The organism is Metabacillus sp. FJAT-52054 (genome assembly GCF_037201815.1).
In the GTDB taxonomy this organism is placed as follows: Bacteria; Bacillota; Bacilli; order Bacillales; family Bacillaceae; genus Metabacillus_B; species Metabacillus_B sediminis.
Window position 1 is genome coordinate 3,028,083 of sequence record NZ_CP147407.1, and the last position, 17,225, is coordinate 3,045,307.

Consider the following 17,225-nt stretch of genomic DNA (forward strand, 5'->3'; position numbering starts at 1 on the left):
AAAGGTTATCACCATTCTTGTGAAAGATAGGGTTCTTCTATTAATTGAACTTTTCTATTTTAACACACGAATGCACGAAGAGGAAAAGTTGTTCGGATTTGGCATTTTTCTTTCTCCTGCTTTCGGCTATAATGAATGGAGATTTGCGGAATGAAAACGAAGGTTGTGAAAAGATGAACTATGATGTAATCGTAATCGGCGGCGGCCCCTCAGGACTTATGGCGGCAATATCTGCCGGCAGCAGGGGCGCCAAGGTTCTGCTCATCGATAAGGGCAGCAAGCTTGGCCGGAAACTCGCGATTTCCGGAGGCGGACGCTGCAATGTGACCAATAGGCTGCCTGTGGATGAAATTATTAAGCATATACCCGGCAATGGCCGATTTTTATATAGTGCTTTCTCAGAATTCAGCAATGAAGATATCATTTCCTTTTTTGAAGGACTTGGAGTCGGACTGAAGGAAGAAGATCACGGACGGATGTTTCCCGTTTCCAATAAAGCTCAGTCTGTCGTCGATTCGCTGCTTGAGGAGCTTAAAAGACTCAAGGTTCAAATCAGGGTCAACGAGCCGGTAAATCAGGTTGAATATGAAAATCAACAGGTGAAGGGCGTCACCTTGAAGACCGGCGAGTTTATTTCCTGTGATGCCGTCGTAACAGCCGTCGGCGGAAAAAGTGTGCCTCACACAGGAAGCACAGGCGACGGATATGCGTGGGCTGAAAAAGCCGGGCACACCATCACCGACCTATTCCCGACCGAAGTTCCTGTTACATCAAGCGAACCCTTTATCAAAAATAAATCACTTCAGGGACTCGCATTAAGAGATGCGGCTCTGAGCGTGCTCAATCCTAAAGGAAAAACAGTCATAACCCATAAAATGGACATGCTCTTTACTCATTTTGGCATTTCAGGACCAGCCGTCCTTCGCTGCAGCCAGTATATCGTGAAAACGATGAAGAAGTTCAATGCGCAGTATGTCAGAGTATCCATTGATGCTTTGCCTGGCCGAAAAGAAGAGGAAATTTTTCAGGAGCTCGTGAAGCTTGGAAAAGATGAACCGAAAAAAGCCCTTAAAAATCTCTATAAAGGGCTGCTTCCTGAGAGGTATCTGCTATTCTTACTGGAACAGCAATCCATCGATCCGAGTGAAACGTATGCCCAGATTCCCCATGATAAGCTCAGAGCTTTCGCTAAATCATGCAAGCAATTTGAGTTTAAGGTCGATGGCACCCTGCCGCTCGATAAAGCATTCGTTACAGGCGGCGGTGTATCCGTAAAGGAAATTCATCCGAAAGAAATGGCCTCCAAGCTAATGCCTGGTCTTTATTTCTGCGGTGAAATCCTTGATATTCACGGCTATACAGGGGGGTACAATATAACGGCCGCCCTCATTACCGGAAAACTTGCAGGACACAATGCCGCAGAATACGCGAAATATAAAGAGGAAAGCCCGGTGTGAATTTGCCGGGCTTTTTTGCTTTTTATAAGGGGCTGCATATGGGGCTGCGGGCATTAGCGAAAGCTGTCGAAAAGTCAATATTCTTAAAAAATAGCCGATATATTCGAATTTGGGTCGATATATCTAAATTTCGGTCGATATATCTAAATTTCAGTCGATATATTCGAATTTCGGTCGATATTCGAATTTCGCCTAGGAGATATCCGTATTTCGGTCCAGATATCCATATTTCGGTCGAGATCTATCTTAATATCACCCAAGACATCCGTATTCCATCCCGCTATATAAGAATTTCACACGAAATAACACCGTTTCGGCCAACATTCCAGTTGCACCCGACCTAAATAAGTTTCCACCGCCACTCCAGTTCGATCCCTTTATATCAAGCCTCACTAAATAGATCGAGTCCAGCCCCCGCCTAAAAAAAAGCAAGCACACTGTTCCTCATGCCCGGTACATGACCATAGCTGAGAAACAGTACACTTGCTCACCACCGGAATCACATGAGGCTGCTACAGAAAATTTTATATCCACCAGCTGTTCATCATCGATGGAGGATAAGAAGCGGTTTACCTCTTTCTCCAGGTCTTTTTCATGCTCTTCATCAAACAGAGCTACTTTCATTGAATCAGCACCACCCTAAGTCGCAGCCCTCCGCATATTGCTGCTGGCCGCAGTTTCGGTCATACAATTTGTAAATCCTGCCTTCTTCCAGTATAAAACCTTCCATTAAATCATATTGCTTGCCCTCTTCATTTATGACAAGCAGTCCGATGCAATCTTTTCCGCAGTACAATTCAATGAGGTCGTCACTTAATTTCGCTGTTACGCGCTTTGTGATGTCGAGCATATGGTATTCACTCATCGCCCATTCCCCCTTTACCTCAATGTATGAAAGGAGGGGTTATTTATGTTAACGCTTTCAGTTTATACCATATTTTTCAGCGCCTCCTGTCTCCATTTAAAAGGAGCTGAAAAATATCATCAATACTCTATCGCTGCTCAATAACTTTCATATACATAAGGATTTTCGGGCTGCTTTATTGACACAATCTTCGTAATTTTAATAACAGGGAGCTGCTTTCCATTAAACTCATTTTTTGACAGCACTCCCTCTGCCTTTACCCATTGATCCTTATTGAATTTTTTAGCACCTTTATGTTCAGCGATGGTTCCATAAACATTGGCATCCGCTACGCAGCATGATATTCCAAACCTTGAAATGGCCAGCTGTTCATCTGTAAAACCAGGTTCTCTATAAACAAAACCTATAATTTCAACCTTTTTTCCTTCAAAATATCCTGGATTCTCATCCATGATATTTGTCATTTTAATAAAATGATCGTCAGTAAAGATAAGTTTGTCCTTTTCCTTCATTTGTTTTTCCATCTTGTTATATGCCTTTTCAATCACTTCGTCTTCAACGATAACACCATCAGGATTTTCCTTCGCCATTTCCTCCATTACTTTATCGGTTTCATCGGATCCCTTGGTGCGCTCATCCAGCTTTTTCATATATTCTTCTGGATTTTCGAGATACTCTTCAGCACGGCTTGTCCCATTTGCACGTTTCTCTCCCGGATCATCCGAGGCTGCTAGGGCAGTTCCCGACTTGAATCCCCTTTTTTCAGCAACTGAGCTGTCCAGAATGACCTTTGGAAACATGAACCCCGTGACAATCGGAAAAATGAATACAAGGTATACAGCTATTGACAGCACAGGAATTTTTTTATTTCCATGATCAAATCCGCAATCACAAACAACCTCTTCTTGTTTTTTTGATCCGCTCCTCCACATTTGCACAAATCCCAGAATAAGAAACGAAACGGAAGCGAAATACATAAAGGGCACCATTCTTGGCGCTATAAAATTTTGAATATTTCCAGTCAAAATCAGCTTGAAGATCAGCATAGAAAAGCCTGTCAGAATGATTCCTCTGATGAATAAATGATACCTGTAATCCGGTTCCTCCATAGCCTTTCCTCCTTAAAGTATAAGTGCTTGGCAAATCAGCACTAAAATATAGACAACACCTGTTATGACGCCAATTAAAACGAGTGTGAATTTCGTGCGGAAGAATGCGAGCAGCATAATGGTATTTTTCAAGTCAATCATGGGGCCATAAACAAGAAAAGCTAATAGCGATCCAGCTGTAAAGGTACTGCCAAACGAGGCCGCGATAAAAGCATCCGCCTCCGAGCATAGTGAAAGGATATAGGCCAGTCCCATCATAATGGCTGGTGATTGAAACTCATTCGAACCGAGTGTCTGAAGGATTGACCGATCAAGAAATGTTTGAAAAACACTTGCAATCAAGGCTCCAAGGAGCAAATATTTCCCCATATCAAAAAACTCATCTCCAGCATGATAAAACGTGGATTTCCATTTTCCAATATCAGGTGAAGCTTCATGTTTAGGTCCTTTTCCCATTAATTCTTCTTTCGACCACTTAAGCTGATTCGTCTTTTTAAATAGCAGCCAGATTACCAGCCCTATTAATATAGCAGCGACAAAAGAAAGACCCATTCTCGCATAGGCAATTTCCGGTTTGGATTGAAATGCATAATAAGTAGACGCAAAAACAACCGGATTAAGAACAGGCGCTGCTACAAGAAACACGACCCCTATATGCAGGGGCATTCCCTTTTTTATGAGCCGTCTCACAACCGGAACGATTGCACATTCACATACAGGGAAAATAATTCCCAGCAGGGCTGCGGGGAAAAGAGCCAGCAAGGCATTTCTCGGCAGAACCCGGCGAATCGTCTCTTCTGACACAAAAACTTGAATAAGTGCCGATATAAATACTCCCAGCATAATAAATGGAATGGCTTCAAGGACAATGCTGAGGAAGATCGTGTTGACTGTTAATAGATTAGGCGGTACATTCCATTGATCCTGCTGCAAATCAACAAAGAAAAACAGGTAGAGGAACAAGGCGATTAATCCAAAGGCAGCCGTTTCTTTGACCCATGTACTTTTTTGTTTAGTCATTCTATTAAACTCCTATTAGTTGTTTTATTGCATTCTATGTAATTTTTCGCATCTTTATGATTTTCTTAATCAGTTTAGCAAGTATGCTTGTAAAATGGAATGGTTTCCTTTAATATAAATCGTAATTGTTTCGTTTTAAAGAAAGGAGGATCTTATGTTTGACTGGATTATTATTGGAGGCGGCATACAAGGTATATCCGCTGCTTCCTTTCTTATAGAAAGCGGGAGATTCAGCAGTAAAGGCATTAAAATTATGGATCCTCATTCAGAGCCTCTTGCTAATTGGAAAACATGCACGTCCCTTATCTCCATGCCTTATTTGCGTTCTCCCTCTGTTCATCATTTAGAGGCTGATCCATTCGGGCTGCAGAAGTATTCAAAAAAAAAGCAAGATTCATTATGTTTTTATGGACGCTATAAACGCCCCTCTCTTTCGATATTTAATGAACACTGCGATGAACTCATCAAAAAATTGAATGTAAAAGATTGCTGGATAAAAGATGAGGCAGTCTCCATAACCAAAAAAGAGACAGGATGGCAGGTTGAAACAAAAAGCACCGGACGCTTTCACACAGCAAGAGTCATTTTGGCGTTAGGGATTGGAGGGCAGCCTCATATTCCAGAATGGGCGAGGAATTTCAGGGAGAGCGATGACGAAGAAGTCTATCACGTATTTGATCAGCACCTTCCTCCTTTTGAAGAATTAAAAGAGCCGATTACTGTCGTAGGCGGAGGAATTACCGCTGCTCATCTGTTAATTAAACTTGCTCAATCTTTCCCCGGAAAGGTCACCCAGGTTTCACGTCATAAAATCCGGATAAAAGATTTTGATAGCGATCCAGCTTGGATAGGAGATAAAAACCAATCCAGTTTCAGAAAGATTTCTGATTACACGATCCGCCGTAAAAAAATAAAAGAAGCCCGGCACAGAGGGACAATGCCCAGGGAAATCGCTCTTAAGTTAAATCGTTTGAAGACAGATCGAGTAATAAAAATACTAAACTCGAACATTCAGGGGCTAACGAAAAATAAAAACGGCTTCTACGAGATGCAGCTGGAATCGAGTCCTGCCCCTGTATCCGCAGGAACGATTTTAATGGCAACCGGTTTTGACAGCCAGCTTCCCGGTCAGCAGCTTTTGAAGCCTTTAATAAAAAATAAAAACCTTCCATGTGCTCCCTGCGGGTATCCAATCGTTTCAAATAAATTAGAATGGGCTCCGGATTTGTTTGTAATGGGCGCACTGGCGGAGCTTGAAGTTGGTCCCGTTGCGAGGAATATTACAGGAGCCAGGCAGGCTGCTGAAAGAATTGCTTCTATTTTTGCGTGAAATGTTTTTGACATACTTTAGCGGTTCTTACGATTATTATATATTTCTAATCTTAACTTTCCTCTATTTGTATGATTTTGCTGGTGCAGAGTAAGCTGCTCCCCGCCAGAAGAACTTAGTTCTGTCCTTCAAATCGTAATAATTACTATTTAAACCTTATAAGGAGTGTACAAATTGACTATGCTAATACCTGTTACGGTTCTCAGCGGATATTTGGGAGCTGGGAAAACGACATTATTAAATCATTTGCTGAACAATCATGAGGGAAAGAAAATTGCGGTGATCGTTAATGATATGAGTGAAGTAAATATTGATGCAAGTTTAGTGAAACAAGGCGGTTTTTCCAGAACGGGAGAAAAGCTGGTAGAAATGCAGAATGGCTGCATTTGCTGCACATTGCGGGAGGATTTACTCATCGAAGTTGAAAAACTTGCCAAGGCCGGTGACATTGATTACATTGTGATTGAATCTTCCGGTATTAGCGAGCCCATACCCGTTGCTCAAACCTTCACTTATTCTGATGAAGAAACAGGGATCGATTTATCAAAAATCTGCCGGCTTGATACCATGGTAACTGTTGTAGATGGAAATCGCTTTTGGGATGACTATGCTTCCGGCGACAGCCTTCTTGATCGTAAACAAGGAACGGATGATCAGGATACCCGGGAAGTGATTGATTTGCTTATTGACCAAATCGAATTCGCTAATGTCATTTTGCTCAATAAGATCGATTGCCTTCAAAAAGAGGACCAGACCGAGCTCAGCGCCCTGCTGCGAAAGCTGAATCCTGAGGCAAAAATCCTGCCTGTCTCCTATAGCAAGGTCTCCCTTTCAGAAATTATGGATACAAGGCTGTTTGATTTTGAGAAAGCGAGCCAGGGGGCTGGCTGGATAAAGGAATTAAATGAGGAGCATGTACCTGAAACGGAGGAGTATGGAATATCATCGTTCGTTTATCGAAGGAAAAGGCCGTTCCATCCCGCGAGATTTATGAATTGGCTTGAAAATTGGCCGCTTGAGATTGTAAGAGCTAAAGGCTTTTTTTGGCTTCCTACGAGAAACCATATGGCTGGACTCATTTCACAAGCAGGCAATTCCATCATGATTCAGGGAGCCGGCGAGTGGGTAGCTTCCTATCCGGATAAGGAAAGGGAAGGGAAGCAGCGATAATAGAAGATCCGGATTTATTAGTCAAATGGGATGAGGAGTTTGGTGACCGCATGACGGAAATGGTATTTATCGGACTCCATTTTAATCAGGATAAACTGATTCAATCACTGGATCTCTGCCTTCTCTCCGATAAGGAGATGAATTCAGATTGGACTTTGCTCCAAGATCCTATCCCTCCGTTCACCATACAGGATTAATGATTGACATCCCTATAAAAAATCCGCGAGCCTGATGGGCTCGCGGATTTTTTATAGTTCTGGAGTAAAGTCATCACCTGTTCCGATTAAGATAACAGCCGTCTCTTCTGCTGTTCCGCTTATAGCTTCTTGTTCCATTATTCCTGAAGCATACTGAAAGGAGTAAGCCTGTCCCCCTTCCACCGATACGATTCCTTTTGCTCTAAGCAAACCAGGTTTCGCTTTCAACCGCTCTTCCAGCTCTCGGATCGTCCACTGGGCCGGAGAAATCCTGAATGTTTTAATGGCCGTTCCATGGTGATGCAATGCACCCCTTGCCTCTCCAATTCTGCTCCTTTTTTTTTCAAGCTCAGAAAATGAGACATCAGCATAAATGCTTTCAATAATAGACGTTTCAGACGAAACCATCTTTTCCAGTTTCCTGCGGATCTTATTTTTTTTATGATCCTGAATAAGATCTACCTTATTCATTAATAGCAAATCCGCTGTTTCAATCTGTTCCTTCATCAGCATTCTGATTTCCTTAGAACTAGTAAAGATGCTCTGATATTCTAAAAAATGAGCAGCGTCTGCAATGCCTATCATGGAATGAAGCTCAAATGTACGGCTTATTGAAGGATCCATCAAAGCACTTTTGATTTCAGCTGGATTTGCAACACCTGTTCCTTCAATGAGAAGGACATCGACCGGCTCATCCGGAAGCTCCCCGGCAATTCTTATGAGCGTTTCAGATAGATCCCCTTTAATGGTACAGCAGATGCAGCCATCCAAGAGCTCATACATAGTTTCTCCCTGAAACAAATGAGCCTCCAGGTTCACTTCCCCCAGCTCGTTTAAGATCACGGCGGTCTTTTTCCCTCGCTCTTTTAATCGTTCAAGCATCTTCAGCAAAACCGTTGTTTTACCGCTGCCAAGAAATCCGCTTATCACATATACAGGAATCGCCTGCACTTGCATCCGCCCCCTTTTTGATTTCCTCAAATCGTAATATTAACGTTTTGCTTTGTCAAATTCATTGCCGGGAAAATTTCTTCCTGTTCATAATCCTTTTATGCTCCACTCCAGGGTGCGTGGTATTTCTTCTACTAGACAGCATGATACAGGACCCTACTATTAAAACACCTCCTGCAATCGTATAGATGTCAGGCACTTCAAACCAGAACAAAAGGCCCCATAGAGCATTAAACACTATTCCGATGTACCTTGTTACTTCCACTACTACCACATTTTCATGCGTGAAAGCTTTCGTTAGAAAAATTTGTCCAAGCAAAGAAACCACTCCTATGCAAATCAAAAAAAACAATTCTGATGAGGATGGAATAACAAACTGATTCCACATTAAAGGAATGGAAATGACGGCTGCCGTCGCCAAAAAGTAGAATACAATTTCATAGGAATGATGTTTTGAACTTAAATACCTTATAGAAGTAGCTGCCCCTGCTGCGAAAACAGCACTTAAAATACCTGCTAAGGCGTAAATGGAATAAGTACTGTAATCAAATGGTTTGATCACCAGCATCCCCCCTAAAAACGCGATTGGGATGACCATCCACACTGTTTTGGAAAGCTTTTCTTTAAGAAACATAAAGGCAAACAGAATGGCGAAGAACGGCGACAAATGAGCCAGTATACTTGCATCCGTAAGAGGCAAATTTGCAATGGTATAGAAATAGGCGATCAAATATAATGCTCCCAATGCCCCCCTTAGTGCAAGCATCGGAATGCCTGTTTTTGAAAAAGTTACCTTCTTCTTTTTCATCATAAAGAATATTAAAATGGCACCTATCGCGCTTCTGAAAAAAACGATTTCACCGATAGGAATATTTAAGCTTACAGCCTTAACAAAAGCATTCATGACACTGAAAATGAGAGATGACAAAACAGCCATGAGAATACCTCTATTCATTTTGGCGCCCCTCCCATTCTGATACAATCATCAGTATTTCCTCTGCAATCGAAGTCTCCCTCGGAATAATCAAGTGTTTATCCACTTGATGGTAATCACAAAATTCCTCCACTCGTTTTTCGAATAGCTGAATGAGTTCTTTTGCAGCTGGCATATCAGTTTTTGCATACCGGGCGAGACCCGTCAGCCTTTTCAAATTTCTATAATCCTCAAACGGAATACGCGGAAACCTCCATCTGCCATCCGGTTCTTTTGATACCTTTGGGTAAGGCACTTTTGAAAATTCAAAATACCGTCCGTTCCGGTCCGGCTCCGAATGCGGATCATTTAATAAAGAGGCATACCTGACATACAGATGGTACTCTTGTTTGGTCTGTTCAGAGGATAGAAATCCTTCGATGTCCTCTCTGGAAAGTGACTCCGGGAGCACTGGATAATTATCATCATTTAAAAATTGGAGAAGATTAACCGGTTCAATATTAAACCTTGTAAATAATCCATTCAACTCTTTCCAAAGCTTAACCATAATCTGAATCGTATCCTTTGTAATGGGTCCTTCTGGAAATAGTTTATAGAGCGATTTATGAGATGCATTCACAGTAAGTATTTCATTCAAAGAAAAGTCATTCATGAAAAAAGGAGGATGCACAAAGGTTGTAATGCTTCTTGACTCCGCCTCCAAAGGATCCTTTACAAGAACACATGTAACTTTTATTTCTTCCAGCAAATTTTGAATGGCTAAAAGAGAAGGACTGTTTTGCATGCTCGATCCAGCATAAATTTTTTTCTTGGCAGCCTTGGTCAGAGCAATTGTAAGCATATCCTTTTCTTTTAGCTTAGTTGCCGCATAGTAGGATGAAAGACTGATGACCTCTGCATTCAAATTAACTTTTTTCAAATACCCTCTGACCAGCAAATTCGAACCCGCATTAGGTGAGATCAAAACGATTGTTTTGATCCATATAAGGGCTGCTGGTTTCATGTTTTTTAATATCGATAAATAAGTATCACTCGGAGTGCATAAAATCAGGGTTTCCCATTGTCCCTCTATGTATGGATAGCCCTCGTAAAATGCTTCCAGAACAGCCGAACCGGCAAAATCTTTTAAGCGTTCAAGCTCGGCCATTGCTTGAATGGTATAGTTATTTTCCATAAGCTCTGCAGTAAACGCCATTGATCGGGATCCTTCACGGTTTGCCATTCCAATTGGATTTCCCCATTGGCTGTTCAAAACGACCGCGGTCTGGACAGCTGCAGGACCCGCTCCCGCAATCAAAATCCGGCCGAATTTTGAATGTACCCTCAACTCATTCATATGTATAAGTCCTCTCTGAACTGCCCGAGGACTGATGACAGCCTGCTTTTTCAATGAGGATTGTGTCATAAAAGCCAGGTTCATCTTCATTGATTAATGTTTGAATCCATTCTTTAGAGCCTGATGGCATATATGGATAATTAAAAACAGATTTCAAGCCATTTCCATACCTCAATAAGATTTTCACATTGCTTTTTGCATGCTGATACAGATCCTTCAGTACACCTTTTTTATCCTCTACCAGTGAAGCAATGACGATATGTGTTGCTTTTTTAAGAAAGGGCAGAAGAGCTAGCTTTTCACTTGTAAACTCGGCTTGGACACCTGCTGTAAGCGCTATTTCCCGTGCCATACGGACTGCTTCCTGGTCGATATCAACACCAACAACTTCTGACCCGGTTTCCTTAGCGATGGTAAGTGTTGTGACAGGAAATGCTCCTGACCCGATAATAAGCACTTTAGAATCTCTGTTTATACCAAACGCAGTCATTTCCTTCATTACGCTGCCAGACAACTGACTGATATAAGAGGAAATATTCGAGACCCCTGCATGAGATGAGTGGTACTTCTCTATATCGCATACAGCCTGTACAGATGCTTTTCTCAAACGGTTTGTATATTTGATTACCTCTTCATCTTTTTTGCAAGCCTCCCACTGTTTTTCATATTTGCCGTTTTGTATGAAAGCAGGAAGTTCATCCAGTTTCTTTTTCAAAAGCTCAAAGCAATCCGGGCACTCTTTTGCGAAACCTAAAAGTTCATTCATTTCATATTCTTTTACTTTCAAAGTTAATAAAATCTCGTATTTATCCTTCAAAGCAATCACCCTCCTTTTTAAATCGAAATAATTACGATTTACCAAGGAATCATATCATGCTCTCGAATAACCGACAAGAGCCTGCATTTCCTAATTTAAACGGACGATTTACCCCAGCAATTTTCATCTTTCTCTTTCTTGCAAATCATCACCGTGGCACTTCTTTCTAAATCCTCCTATGCAGCATTCGGTCTCTACCGAAGTTAAAATTGCAATTGACTCTCCTAAAATATAATGCTAAAATCCAACTTATAAATCGTAATGGTTACTATTTATAAGTCGTAATGGTTACTACTTGTATAACTTTTGAAAGGAGTCTGAATTTTAATACATACGAATTTACAACTTTCTAACAAGTAAAAACGATTGTCAGCTGTACCTAGTTTCATAGGATCAAAGGAGGAGCACTACTTGAAAAAAAAATATAGTCTTGGCCTAATCATTAGTCTTTTATTGGTATTTTCAACTGCATGTACGTCTCAGCAATCACAAGGTAACGAGAAAAAGAAAGAGCTTACCTTTCTGTCTAACTTCCCCAGTGAAACACTGGATCCTCATTTGAATTTCACTCCCGTCAGAGCAGGGATCAGTGAGACACTGATCAAAGTGGACGAAAACCAGGAGCTTGAGCCATGGCTTGCAGAAAGCTGGGAATCTAAAGATAATGGCTCGACATGGGTTATGAAAATAAAAGAGGGCATTCATTTTCAAAATGGGAAAAAAGTAGATGCCGAAGCTGTTAAAGATTCTCTCCAACGGAATATTGAGGTCAGTGAAGCCATGAAGGCGTCCCTGAAAATTAAATCGATGGAAGCAGATAAACAAATTCTGACAATCATTACAGAGAAGCCGCTCCCTCAGTTTCCTTCTGAACTGGTTCATCCCAACACAGCCATCATAGACAGCAAAGCTGAAAACATCGAGGAAAAACCTGTAGGAACCGGGCCTTTTAAAATTCAGTCCTTTGATGCTAACAGCAGTCTCAAGCTCCAAAAGAACAGTAATTACTGGGACGGAAATGTGAAACTTGATCAGGTAACGATGATGTTTAATGAGGATGCGAATGCAAGGACAGCCGCCCTTCAATCAGGTGACGCAGACATCTCCTATCGCCCTGCCCTCGAAAGCATGGAAGCGCTAAAAAAAGATCCAGCCATTAAAACGGATTTCGTAACGAGCCTCAGGGATCAATTTCTCTTATATAATTTTAAAAATGAGCTTTTACAGGATCCAAACGTAAGAAAAGCGTTTGACGTTCTCCTTGATCGCAATGAAGTTGCACAAAAAACACTGGCTGGACAAGCCTCTCCTGCCGAAGGACCTTTTGTGCCGGACTCTCTCTTTTCGCCTGAGTACGCAAAGAAGGAATTTAGTATACGTTCAGCAAAAAGCTATCTTAGCAAAGCTGGAATTGACATGAAAGATGGAAAGGCATTTAATGATGGAAAACCGCTGTCCTTAAAAGTCCTGACCTATTCCTACCGTCCAGAGCTTCCATTAATGGCCCAGCTTCTTCAGGCCAATGCAAAAGAGCTTGGACTGGATATCGAAATCCAGACAGCGGAGAATATTGATGAATATATGGCTGAAAAAGACGACTGGGACATCGCTACGTATAGTATGATTTCTGACCCCCGTGGAGATGCCGCCTACTTCTTTAATGCTGTTTACATGCCAGGCGGAGCCATGAATCACAGTAATTTACAGAATAAAGAATTAACAAAGGCTATTGAAAAGCTTAATGAAACAGTTGATAAAGCAGAGCGTGCCAAACTGGCTAAAGAAGCTTCAGCAATCATTGATAAAGAAACCCTGCATTCCTTTATCGTTCACCCCAAAAATTTCGTAGCGTATAAAGATGACGTCTTGAATTGGGAAACTTCCAAAAGTGAGTATTACATGATTACTAAAGACCTTGATGTGAAAACTAAAAACCAATGATAGTTAAAAGAATAAGTGAATTCATCCTTTTCCTGCTGATTTTATCCGCTGTGAGTTTTGTTTTGATCCAAGCAGCACCGGGAGATCCAGTAAGGTCTATGATGAAGACAGATGATACAGCCATATCAGCAGAACAGATGGATAGCCTCAGAAAGGAATTGGGATTGAACGATCCCATACTTCTTCAATATGGCAAGTGGCTGATCCGCTTTTTTCAGCTGGATTTTGGCCATTCCTATATGACAAAACAGCTTGTCATAGATGAGCTATTGAAAACATTCCCTGCCACTCTCGAATTGACATTTTCTTCACTTTTGGTGATGACTGTCATTGCTGTTCCTCTTGGAACGCTTGCCGCTCTTTATAAGGGAAAATGGCAGGATCATCTTAGCCGGATATTTGCTCTTGCAGGGGCTGCTGTTCCAAGCTTATGGCTGGGGCTTCTTTTTATTCAGTTATTTTCAGTGAAATTAGGCATCTTCCCTTCGATGGGCAAGGGATCAATATCCCACCTCATCTTGCCTTCTTTGACTCTAGGGATTGCTATGGCAGCAGTGTATGTGAGAATTCTGAGATCCAGTCTGCTAGAAAGCTTGAGCCAGGATTTTATCCGTTCTGCTAAGGCAAGGGGACTGTCAAACTCCCGAATTTTCATTCATCATACTTTCCGTCATAGCCTTACACCTGTGATTACGATATTTGGGATTAGTCTTGGAAGTCTTTTGGGAGGCACTGTTATTATTGAGGTTTTGTTTGGGTATCCCGGAGCAGGAAAGCTCGTGGTAGATGCGATTCTAAAAAGAGACTACCCAATTATTCAAGGATATATCTTATTAATGGGAGCATTGGTCTGTATGATTAACATCTTGGTCGATCTTTCCTACCGGTATATCAATCCGGAATTACGCATTAAGGAGGCGAATAAAAGATGATGCCATCGCCTCTTAACGGACGGGATAAATTTGGATGGATGCTCGTGTTCATTGCAGCCTTAATGATTGCTTCATTCCTTGATCCGGTTGATCCCGCAAAAATCAATATGAGTGACCGTCTTTTGCCTATTAGCAGCGAGCATTTTTTAGGCACCGATCATATGGGCAGAGACTTATTTTCAAGAATACTGGCAGGAGCACAGAGCACTGTAGGTACCGCTTTTTTGGTTCTGTTTATCTCATTTATTATTGGACTTCCTATAGGCCTCATTGCCGGATATGCAGGCGGAATAACAGACCGCTTCTTTATGAGAATAGCCGATGCATTTATGGCATTTCCCGACTATATCATCGCCATTATTTTAACGGGTCTAATTGGACCTGGACTGGTTAATTTGATTATGGCCATTGTCATGGTGAAATGGGTGGGATATTCGAGGCTTGTCCGGAGCGTCGTTATTTCTGAAAAAGAAAAAGATTATGTTCAGATGGCTAAAATTAATGGGGCCAGTTCAGCTTTGATTATTAGAAAACACCTGCTTCCGCATGTTCTTGGCCATCTACTAGTGATGGTAACGCTCGACATTGGAAAAGTAATCTTAATGATTGCCTCCCTCTCCTATATCGGACTTGGACCGCAGCCCCCTTCCCCTGAATGGGGAGCCATGCTGAATGAATCAAAAGCATTTTTTTACAATGCCCCGCAGCTGATGATTATTCCCGGATTAGCCATCATGCTCGTTGTTTTGGTATTCAATTTAATGGGAGATCAGCTAAGAGACAAGCTGGATGTTAAAAATCGATAAGGAGGAAAGGAATGAATGTCCTAGAAATATCGAATCTCTCTATTCATCATAGAAATCAGAAAATCATCCACAGCTTAGACCTTGCCATTGAAAAAGGAGATTGGATGGCTGTGGCTGGTGAGAGCGGCAGCGGAAAAACCGTTATGGCCGCTTCAATTGGCAGGCTTCTTCCTTCTGAATTGACCATTACAGCAGGAACCATTTTACTCAACAGCTTAAACCTGTTAACTATAAAAGAAAATAACCTGCGGCCACTTCTTGGAAAAGAGATTTCTTATATATTCCAAGATTATAAAGGGGCTTTTACACCTTTCTTGACCATTGGAAAGCAATTTAATGAAATGTTAAAAGCCCATACAGGCGATTCAAAAAAGGTAAGAAATGAACGGGTATATGAAGCACTGAGGCTAGTCGGACTTCCTGAAGAAAGGGTGTACGCGAGTTACCCCTTTCAGCTTAGCGGAGGGCAGCTGCAAAGGGCGGCAATCGCAATGGCCATGATCCTGGAGCCGACACTGCTGATTGCAGATGAACCAACCACCGCACTTGACAGCCTCACTGCAGCATCTGTTCTGAAGCTAATTGAAAAAATGCAAAGGAAAACAAACTGCGCCGTACTATTTATTACTCATGATTTAAGGCATGCGAAAAAATATGCGAATAAAATAGCGATCATGCATAATGGAACGATTGTAGAATCAGGATTAAAAACAGCCTTGTTCCATAGGCCTGAGCACCCATATACAAAATCCTTGCTTTCCGCTATTCCCAAATTAAAAAGCAGTCATCAGGAGCGGCTGATGACTGCTGATTCCTAAAGCTTTCTTTAATAAGACAGGCGGGTTGCTAACAGGGCCTTATTCAAAATCAATCATGCTGGATCATACATTTTATTAAAGGAGACTGAAATGGAAATCCTTGCAGCAAGAAAAATTTCAAAGCAATATAACCCCCTTCAAAAAGCTGTTGACGGGATATCATTAACGGTCAGAAAAGGCGAATGTGTCGGCATAGTCGGAGAAAGCGGAAGCGGAAAAAGTACGCTCGCCAAGTGTCTTCTCGGACTAGAAAAGCCCGAACAAGGAGAGATTTGGATTGGGGAAAACCGCCTCAACTCATTAAATAGGAAAACAGTTCGCGCAGTGAGAAAGGACATTCAGGCCGTCTTTCAAAATCCTGCTGCATCCTTAAATCCAAAACTAAAAATTATGGATTCATTAATGGAACCCTTGGATATTCAGGAAAGAAATCCGTTTTCCCTTGTACCAAGGAGAAGAGAGGGCCGGGAGCGCACCGCGGCCGAGCTACTGAATATCGTCGGAATCTCTTCTTCCTATCTTCATCGTTATCCTCATGAACTAAGCGGCGGGCAAAAGCAAAGAGTAAGCATTGCAAGAGCCATCAGTATACGCCCCTCTCTCATTATCCTAGATGAGCCAACTGCCAGCCTGGATGTCTCTATTCAAGCGAAAATTCTCAATTTATTGAAGGACTTGCAGGAAAGCCTGGGGATTTCCTATTTATTCATCTCTCACGACTTAGCCGCTGTAAATTTTATGGGCAGCCGCACCCTCGTCATGAAGGATGGACGGATCGTTGATCAATTTCATAGAGAGGATTTATTTGCAGAGAGCCGTCATCCTTATACGAAAGCCCTGGTGAACGTATTTGAGGACTAGCTTCCAATCACAAAATCTATGGAACTGCTGCTGATTTGCAGAGTACAGCTTAACTCAGCAAACACCGAAGGGCATCCTGAATCAGGATGCCCTTCTTTAACCGATGAGGAATTTTCTTTATTTTTTCTTCCTGAACATGCTGATCAGGAACACAATCACTAACACCACAAGCACTCCGCCAATTATGATTGGCAAGGAAGAAGAGGTTTTTTCCTGCTCTGAGGAGGTCTTAGGCTCCTGCGTTTGAGGCTTTTCTTCCTCTTGAGTTTGCGGGGATTTGTCCTCTGCCGCTGCTGTTTCTCTTTGAACATTGAAGTTCATGGAGTCTTTTACTACATGAGTATCTGCACCGACGATATCCCACTCTACCGTGTAGGAACCATTTTTCAATTCATCTGGAATCTTTCCTGTAAGCGTACTGCCGTCAATTTTTATATCACTTACAGGCACTTCGGTTTTTCCTTCGTGCAGAAGTATAAATTTGCTTGATTCCTCGATTGTTGTATTGAAGGTAAGAGAAATCTCAGGAAGCTTCCCTGTTATCGTTTCTCCCGCTTTTGGTGTTGAGGTTTCCAATTTTGAATGGGCACTGGCCACATTACTATTAAATAAAAGTGCTAAAAAAAGCATCAGGGCTATTTTTTTCATTGCTGTTCACATCTCCATTTAGTTTTATAGATT

16 protein-coding genes and 1 pseudogene are annotated in these 17,225 nt (G+C 41.8%); 8 read left to right on the top strand and 9 right to left on the bottom strand.

Annotation, left to right across the window (positions count from 1 at the left end):
- Positions 1–173: 173 nt before the first annotated feature.
- Entirely contained in the window at positions 174–1,457 is a 1,284-nt protein-coding gene (locus tag WCV65_RS15690) for an NAD(P)/FAD-dependent oxidoreductase (protein WP_338777729.1), read from the top strand.
- 444 nt (positions 1,458–1,901) lie between these two features.
- Here the strand turns inward: WCV65_RS15690 and WCV65_RS15695 are convergent, their stop codons facing one another.
- From WCV65_RS15695 to WCV65_RS15710, 4 genes are all read right to left on the bottom strand, one after another.
- Complete coding sequence (locus tag WCV65_RS15695; RefSeq protein WP_035409708.1) at positions 1,902–2,081, bottom strand: sporulation protein Cse60; 180 nt, start codon at positions 2,079–2,081, stop codon at positions 1,902–1,904.
- Positions 2,082–2,085: 4 nt separating this feature from the next.
- Entirely contained in the window at positions 2,086–2,322 is a 237-nt protein-coding gene (locus WCV65_RS15700) for a DUF2553 family protein (RefSeq protein ID WP_338777731.1), read from the bottom strand.
- A 137-nt stretch (positions 2,323–2,459) separates the two neighbouring features.
- On the bottom strand, positions 2,460–3,431 hold the full coding sequence (locus WCV65_RS15705; RefSeq protein WP_338777733.1) for a TIGR03943 family protein: 972 nt from the start codon (positions 3,429–3,431) through the stop codon (positions 2,460–2,462).
- 12 nt (positions 3,432–3,443) lie between these two features.
- Positions 3,444–4,451 carry a permease gene (locus WCV65_RS15710; protein ID WP_338777735.1) on the bottom strand — a complete coding sequence of 336 codons (1,008 nt, stop codon included), beginning with the start codon at positions 4,449–4,451 and terminating at the stop codon, positions 3,444–3,446.
- A 154-nt stretch (positions 4,452–4,605) separates the two neighbouring features.
- Here WCV65_RS15710 and WCV65_RS15715 point away from each other — a divergent pair, with 154 nt between their 5' ends.
- Both WCV65_RS15715 and WCV65_RS15720 read left to right on the top strand, forming a co-directional pair.
- Entirely contained in the window at positions 4,606–5,781 is a 1,176-nt protein-coding gene (locus WCV65_RS15715) for an FAD/NAD(P)-binding protein (RefSeq protein ID WP_338777737.1), read from the top strand.
- A 180-nt stretch (positions 5,782–5,961) separates the two neighbouring features.
- Positions 5,962–7,148, top strand: a pseudogene (locus tag WCV65_RS15720) (GTP-binding protein).
- Between the two features lie 51 nt (positions 7,149–7,199).
- Here WCV65_RS15720 and WCV65_RS15725 read toward each other — a convergent pair.
- The 4 genes from WCV65_RS15725 to WCV65_RS15740 form a co-directional block, all read right to left on the bottom strand.
- On the bottom strand, positions 7,200–8,099 hold the full coding sequence (locus WCV65_RS15725) for a GTP-binding protein (protein ID WP_338777739.1): 900 nt from the start codon (positions 8,097–8,099) through the stop codon (positions 7,200–7,202).
- Positions 8,100–8,160: 61 nt separating this feature from the next.
- Complete coding sequence (locus tag WCV65_RS15730; protein WP_338777741.1) at positions 8,161–9,054, bottom strand: DMT family transporter; 894 nt, start codon at positions 9,052–9,054, stop codon at positions 8,161–8,163.
- Positions 9,047–10,369 (bottom strand): opine metallophore biosynthesis dehydrogenase, encoded by a 1,323-nt coding sequence (locus WCV65_RS15735; protein ID WP_338777742.1) that lies wholly within the window; start codon positions 10,367–10,369, stop codon positions 9,047–9,049. Before WCV65_RS15735 ends, WCV65_RS15730 begins: the two co-directional genes overlap by 8 nt.
- Positions 10,362–11,186 (bottom strand): class I SAM-dependent methyltransferase, encoded by an 825-nt coding sequence (locus tag WCV65_RS15740; protein WP_338777743.1) that lies wholly within the window; start codon positions 11,184–11,186, stop codon positions 10,362–10,364. The genes WCV65_RS15735 and WCV65_RS15740 overlap by 8 nt, the downstream gene beginning before the upstream one ends.
- Positions 11,187–11,597: 411 nt before the next feature.
- Here WCV65_RS15740 and nikA point away from each other — a divergent pair, with 411 nt between their 5' ends.
- From nikA to WCV65_RS15765, 5 genes are all read left to right on the top strand, one after another.
- The gene (gene nikA / locus WCV65_RS15745) at positions 11,598–13,127 is read left to right on the top strand and encodes a nickel ABC transporter substrate-binding protein (RefSeq protein WP_338777745.1); all 1,530 of its coding nucleotides are present in this window, start codon (positions 11,598–11,600) and stop codon (positions 13,125–13,127) included.
- Positions 13,124–14,059: a nickel ABC transporter permease gene (nikB, locus tag WCV65_RS15750; RefSeq protein ID WP_338777748.1), complete on the top strand. Its 936-nt coding sequence runs from the start codon at positions 13,124–13,126 to the stop codon at positions 14,057–14,059. Before nikA ends, nikB begins: the two co-directional genes overlap by 4 nt.
- 38 nt (positions 14,060–14,097) lie before the next feature.
- Positions 14,098–14,865 carry a nickel transporter permease gene (gene nikC / locus WCV65_RS15755; protein WP_338782325.1) on the top strand — a complete coding sequence of 256 codons (768 nt, stop codon included), beginning with the start codon at positions 14,098–14,100 and terminating at the stop codon, positions 14,863–14,865.
- A gap of 11 nt (positions 14,866–14,876) precedes the next feature.
- Complete coding sequence (locus WCV65_RS15760) at positions 14,877–15,683, top strand: ABC transporter ATP-binding protein (protein WP_338777750.1); 807 nt, start codon at positions 14,877–14,879, stop codon at positions 15,681–15,683.
- Positions 15,684–15,773: 90 nt separating this feature from the next.
- On the top strand, positions 15,774–16,544 hold the full coding sequence (locus WCV65_RS15765; RefSeq protein WP_338777753.1) for a dipeptide/oligopeptide/nickel ABC transporter ATP-binding protein: 771 nt from the start codon (positions 15,774–15,776) through the stop codon (positions 16,542–16,544).
- A 117-nt stretch (positions 16,545–16,661) separates the two neighbouring features.
- Here WCV65_RS15765 and WCV65_RS15770 read toward each other — a convergent pair whose 3' ends face one another.
- On the bottom strand, positions 16,662–17,192 hold the full coding sequence (locus tag WCV65_RS15770) for a copper resistance CopC family protein (RefSeq protein ID WP_338777754.1): 531 nt from the start codon (positions 17,190–17,192) through the stop codon (positions 16,662–16,664).
- Between the last annotated feature and the right edge of the window lie 33 nt (positions 17,193–17,225).

Bases quoted from the DNA above. Each gene is read 5' to 3' on its own strand.
- nikB (WP_338777748.1), top strand. From the start codon at position 13,124: ATGATAGTTAAAAGAATAAGTGAATTCATCCTTTTCCTGCTGATTTTA.
- WCV65_RS15730 (WP_338777741.1), bottom strand. From the start codon at position 9,054: ATGAATAGAGGTATTCTCATGGCTGTTTTGTCATCTCTCATTTTCAGT.
- WCV65_RS15695 (WP_035409708.1), bottom strand. From the start codon at position 2,081: ATGAAAGTAGCTCTGTTTGATGAAGAGCATGAAAAAGACCTGGAGAAA.
- WCV65_RS15690 (WP_338777729.1), top strand. From the start codon at position 174: ATGAACTATGATGTAATCGTAATCGGCGGCGGCCCCTCAGGACTTATG.
- WCV65_RS15705 (WP_338777733.1), bottom strand. From the start codon at position 3,431: ATGGAGGAACCGGATTACAGGTATCATTTATTCATCAGAGGAATCATT.
- WCV65_RS15710 (WP_338777735.1), bottom strand. From the start codon at position 4,451: ATGACTAAACAAAAAAGTACATGGGTCAAAGAAACGGCTGCCTTTGGA.
- WCV65_RS15770 (WP_338777754.1), bottom strand. From the start codon at position 17,192: ATGAAAAAAATAGCCCTGATGCTTTTTTTAGCACTTTTATTTAATAGT.
- WCV65_RS15760 (WP_338777750.1), top strand. From the start codon at position 14,877: ATGAATGTCCTAGAAATATCGAATCTCTCTATTCATCATAGAAATCAG.
- WCV65_RS15715 (WP_338777737.1), top strand. From the start codon at position 4,606: ATGTTTGACTGGATTATTATTGGAGGCGGCATACAAGGTATATCCGCT.
- WCV65_RS15765 (WP_338777753.1), top strand. From the start codon at position 15,774: ATGGAAATCCTTGCAGCAAGAAAAATTTCAAAGCAATATAACCCCCTT.
- WCV65_RS15735 (WP_338777742.1), bottom strand. From the start codon at position 10,369: ATGAATGAGTTGAGGGTACATTCAAAATTCGGCCGGATTTTGATTGCG.
- nikC (WP_338782325.1), top strand. From the start codon at position 14,098: ATGCTCGTGTTCATTGCAGCCTTAATGATTGCTTCATTCCTTGATCCG.
- WCV65_RS15700 (WP_338777731.1), bottom strand. From the start codon at position 2,322: ATGAGTGAATACCATATGCTCGACATCACAAAGCGCGTAACAGCGAAA.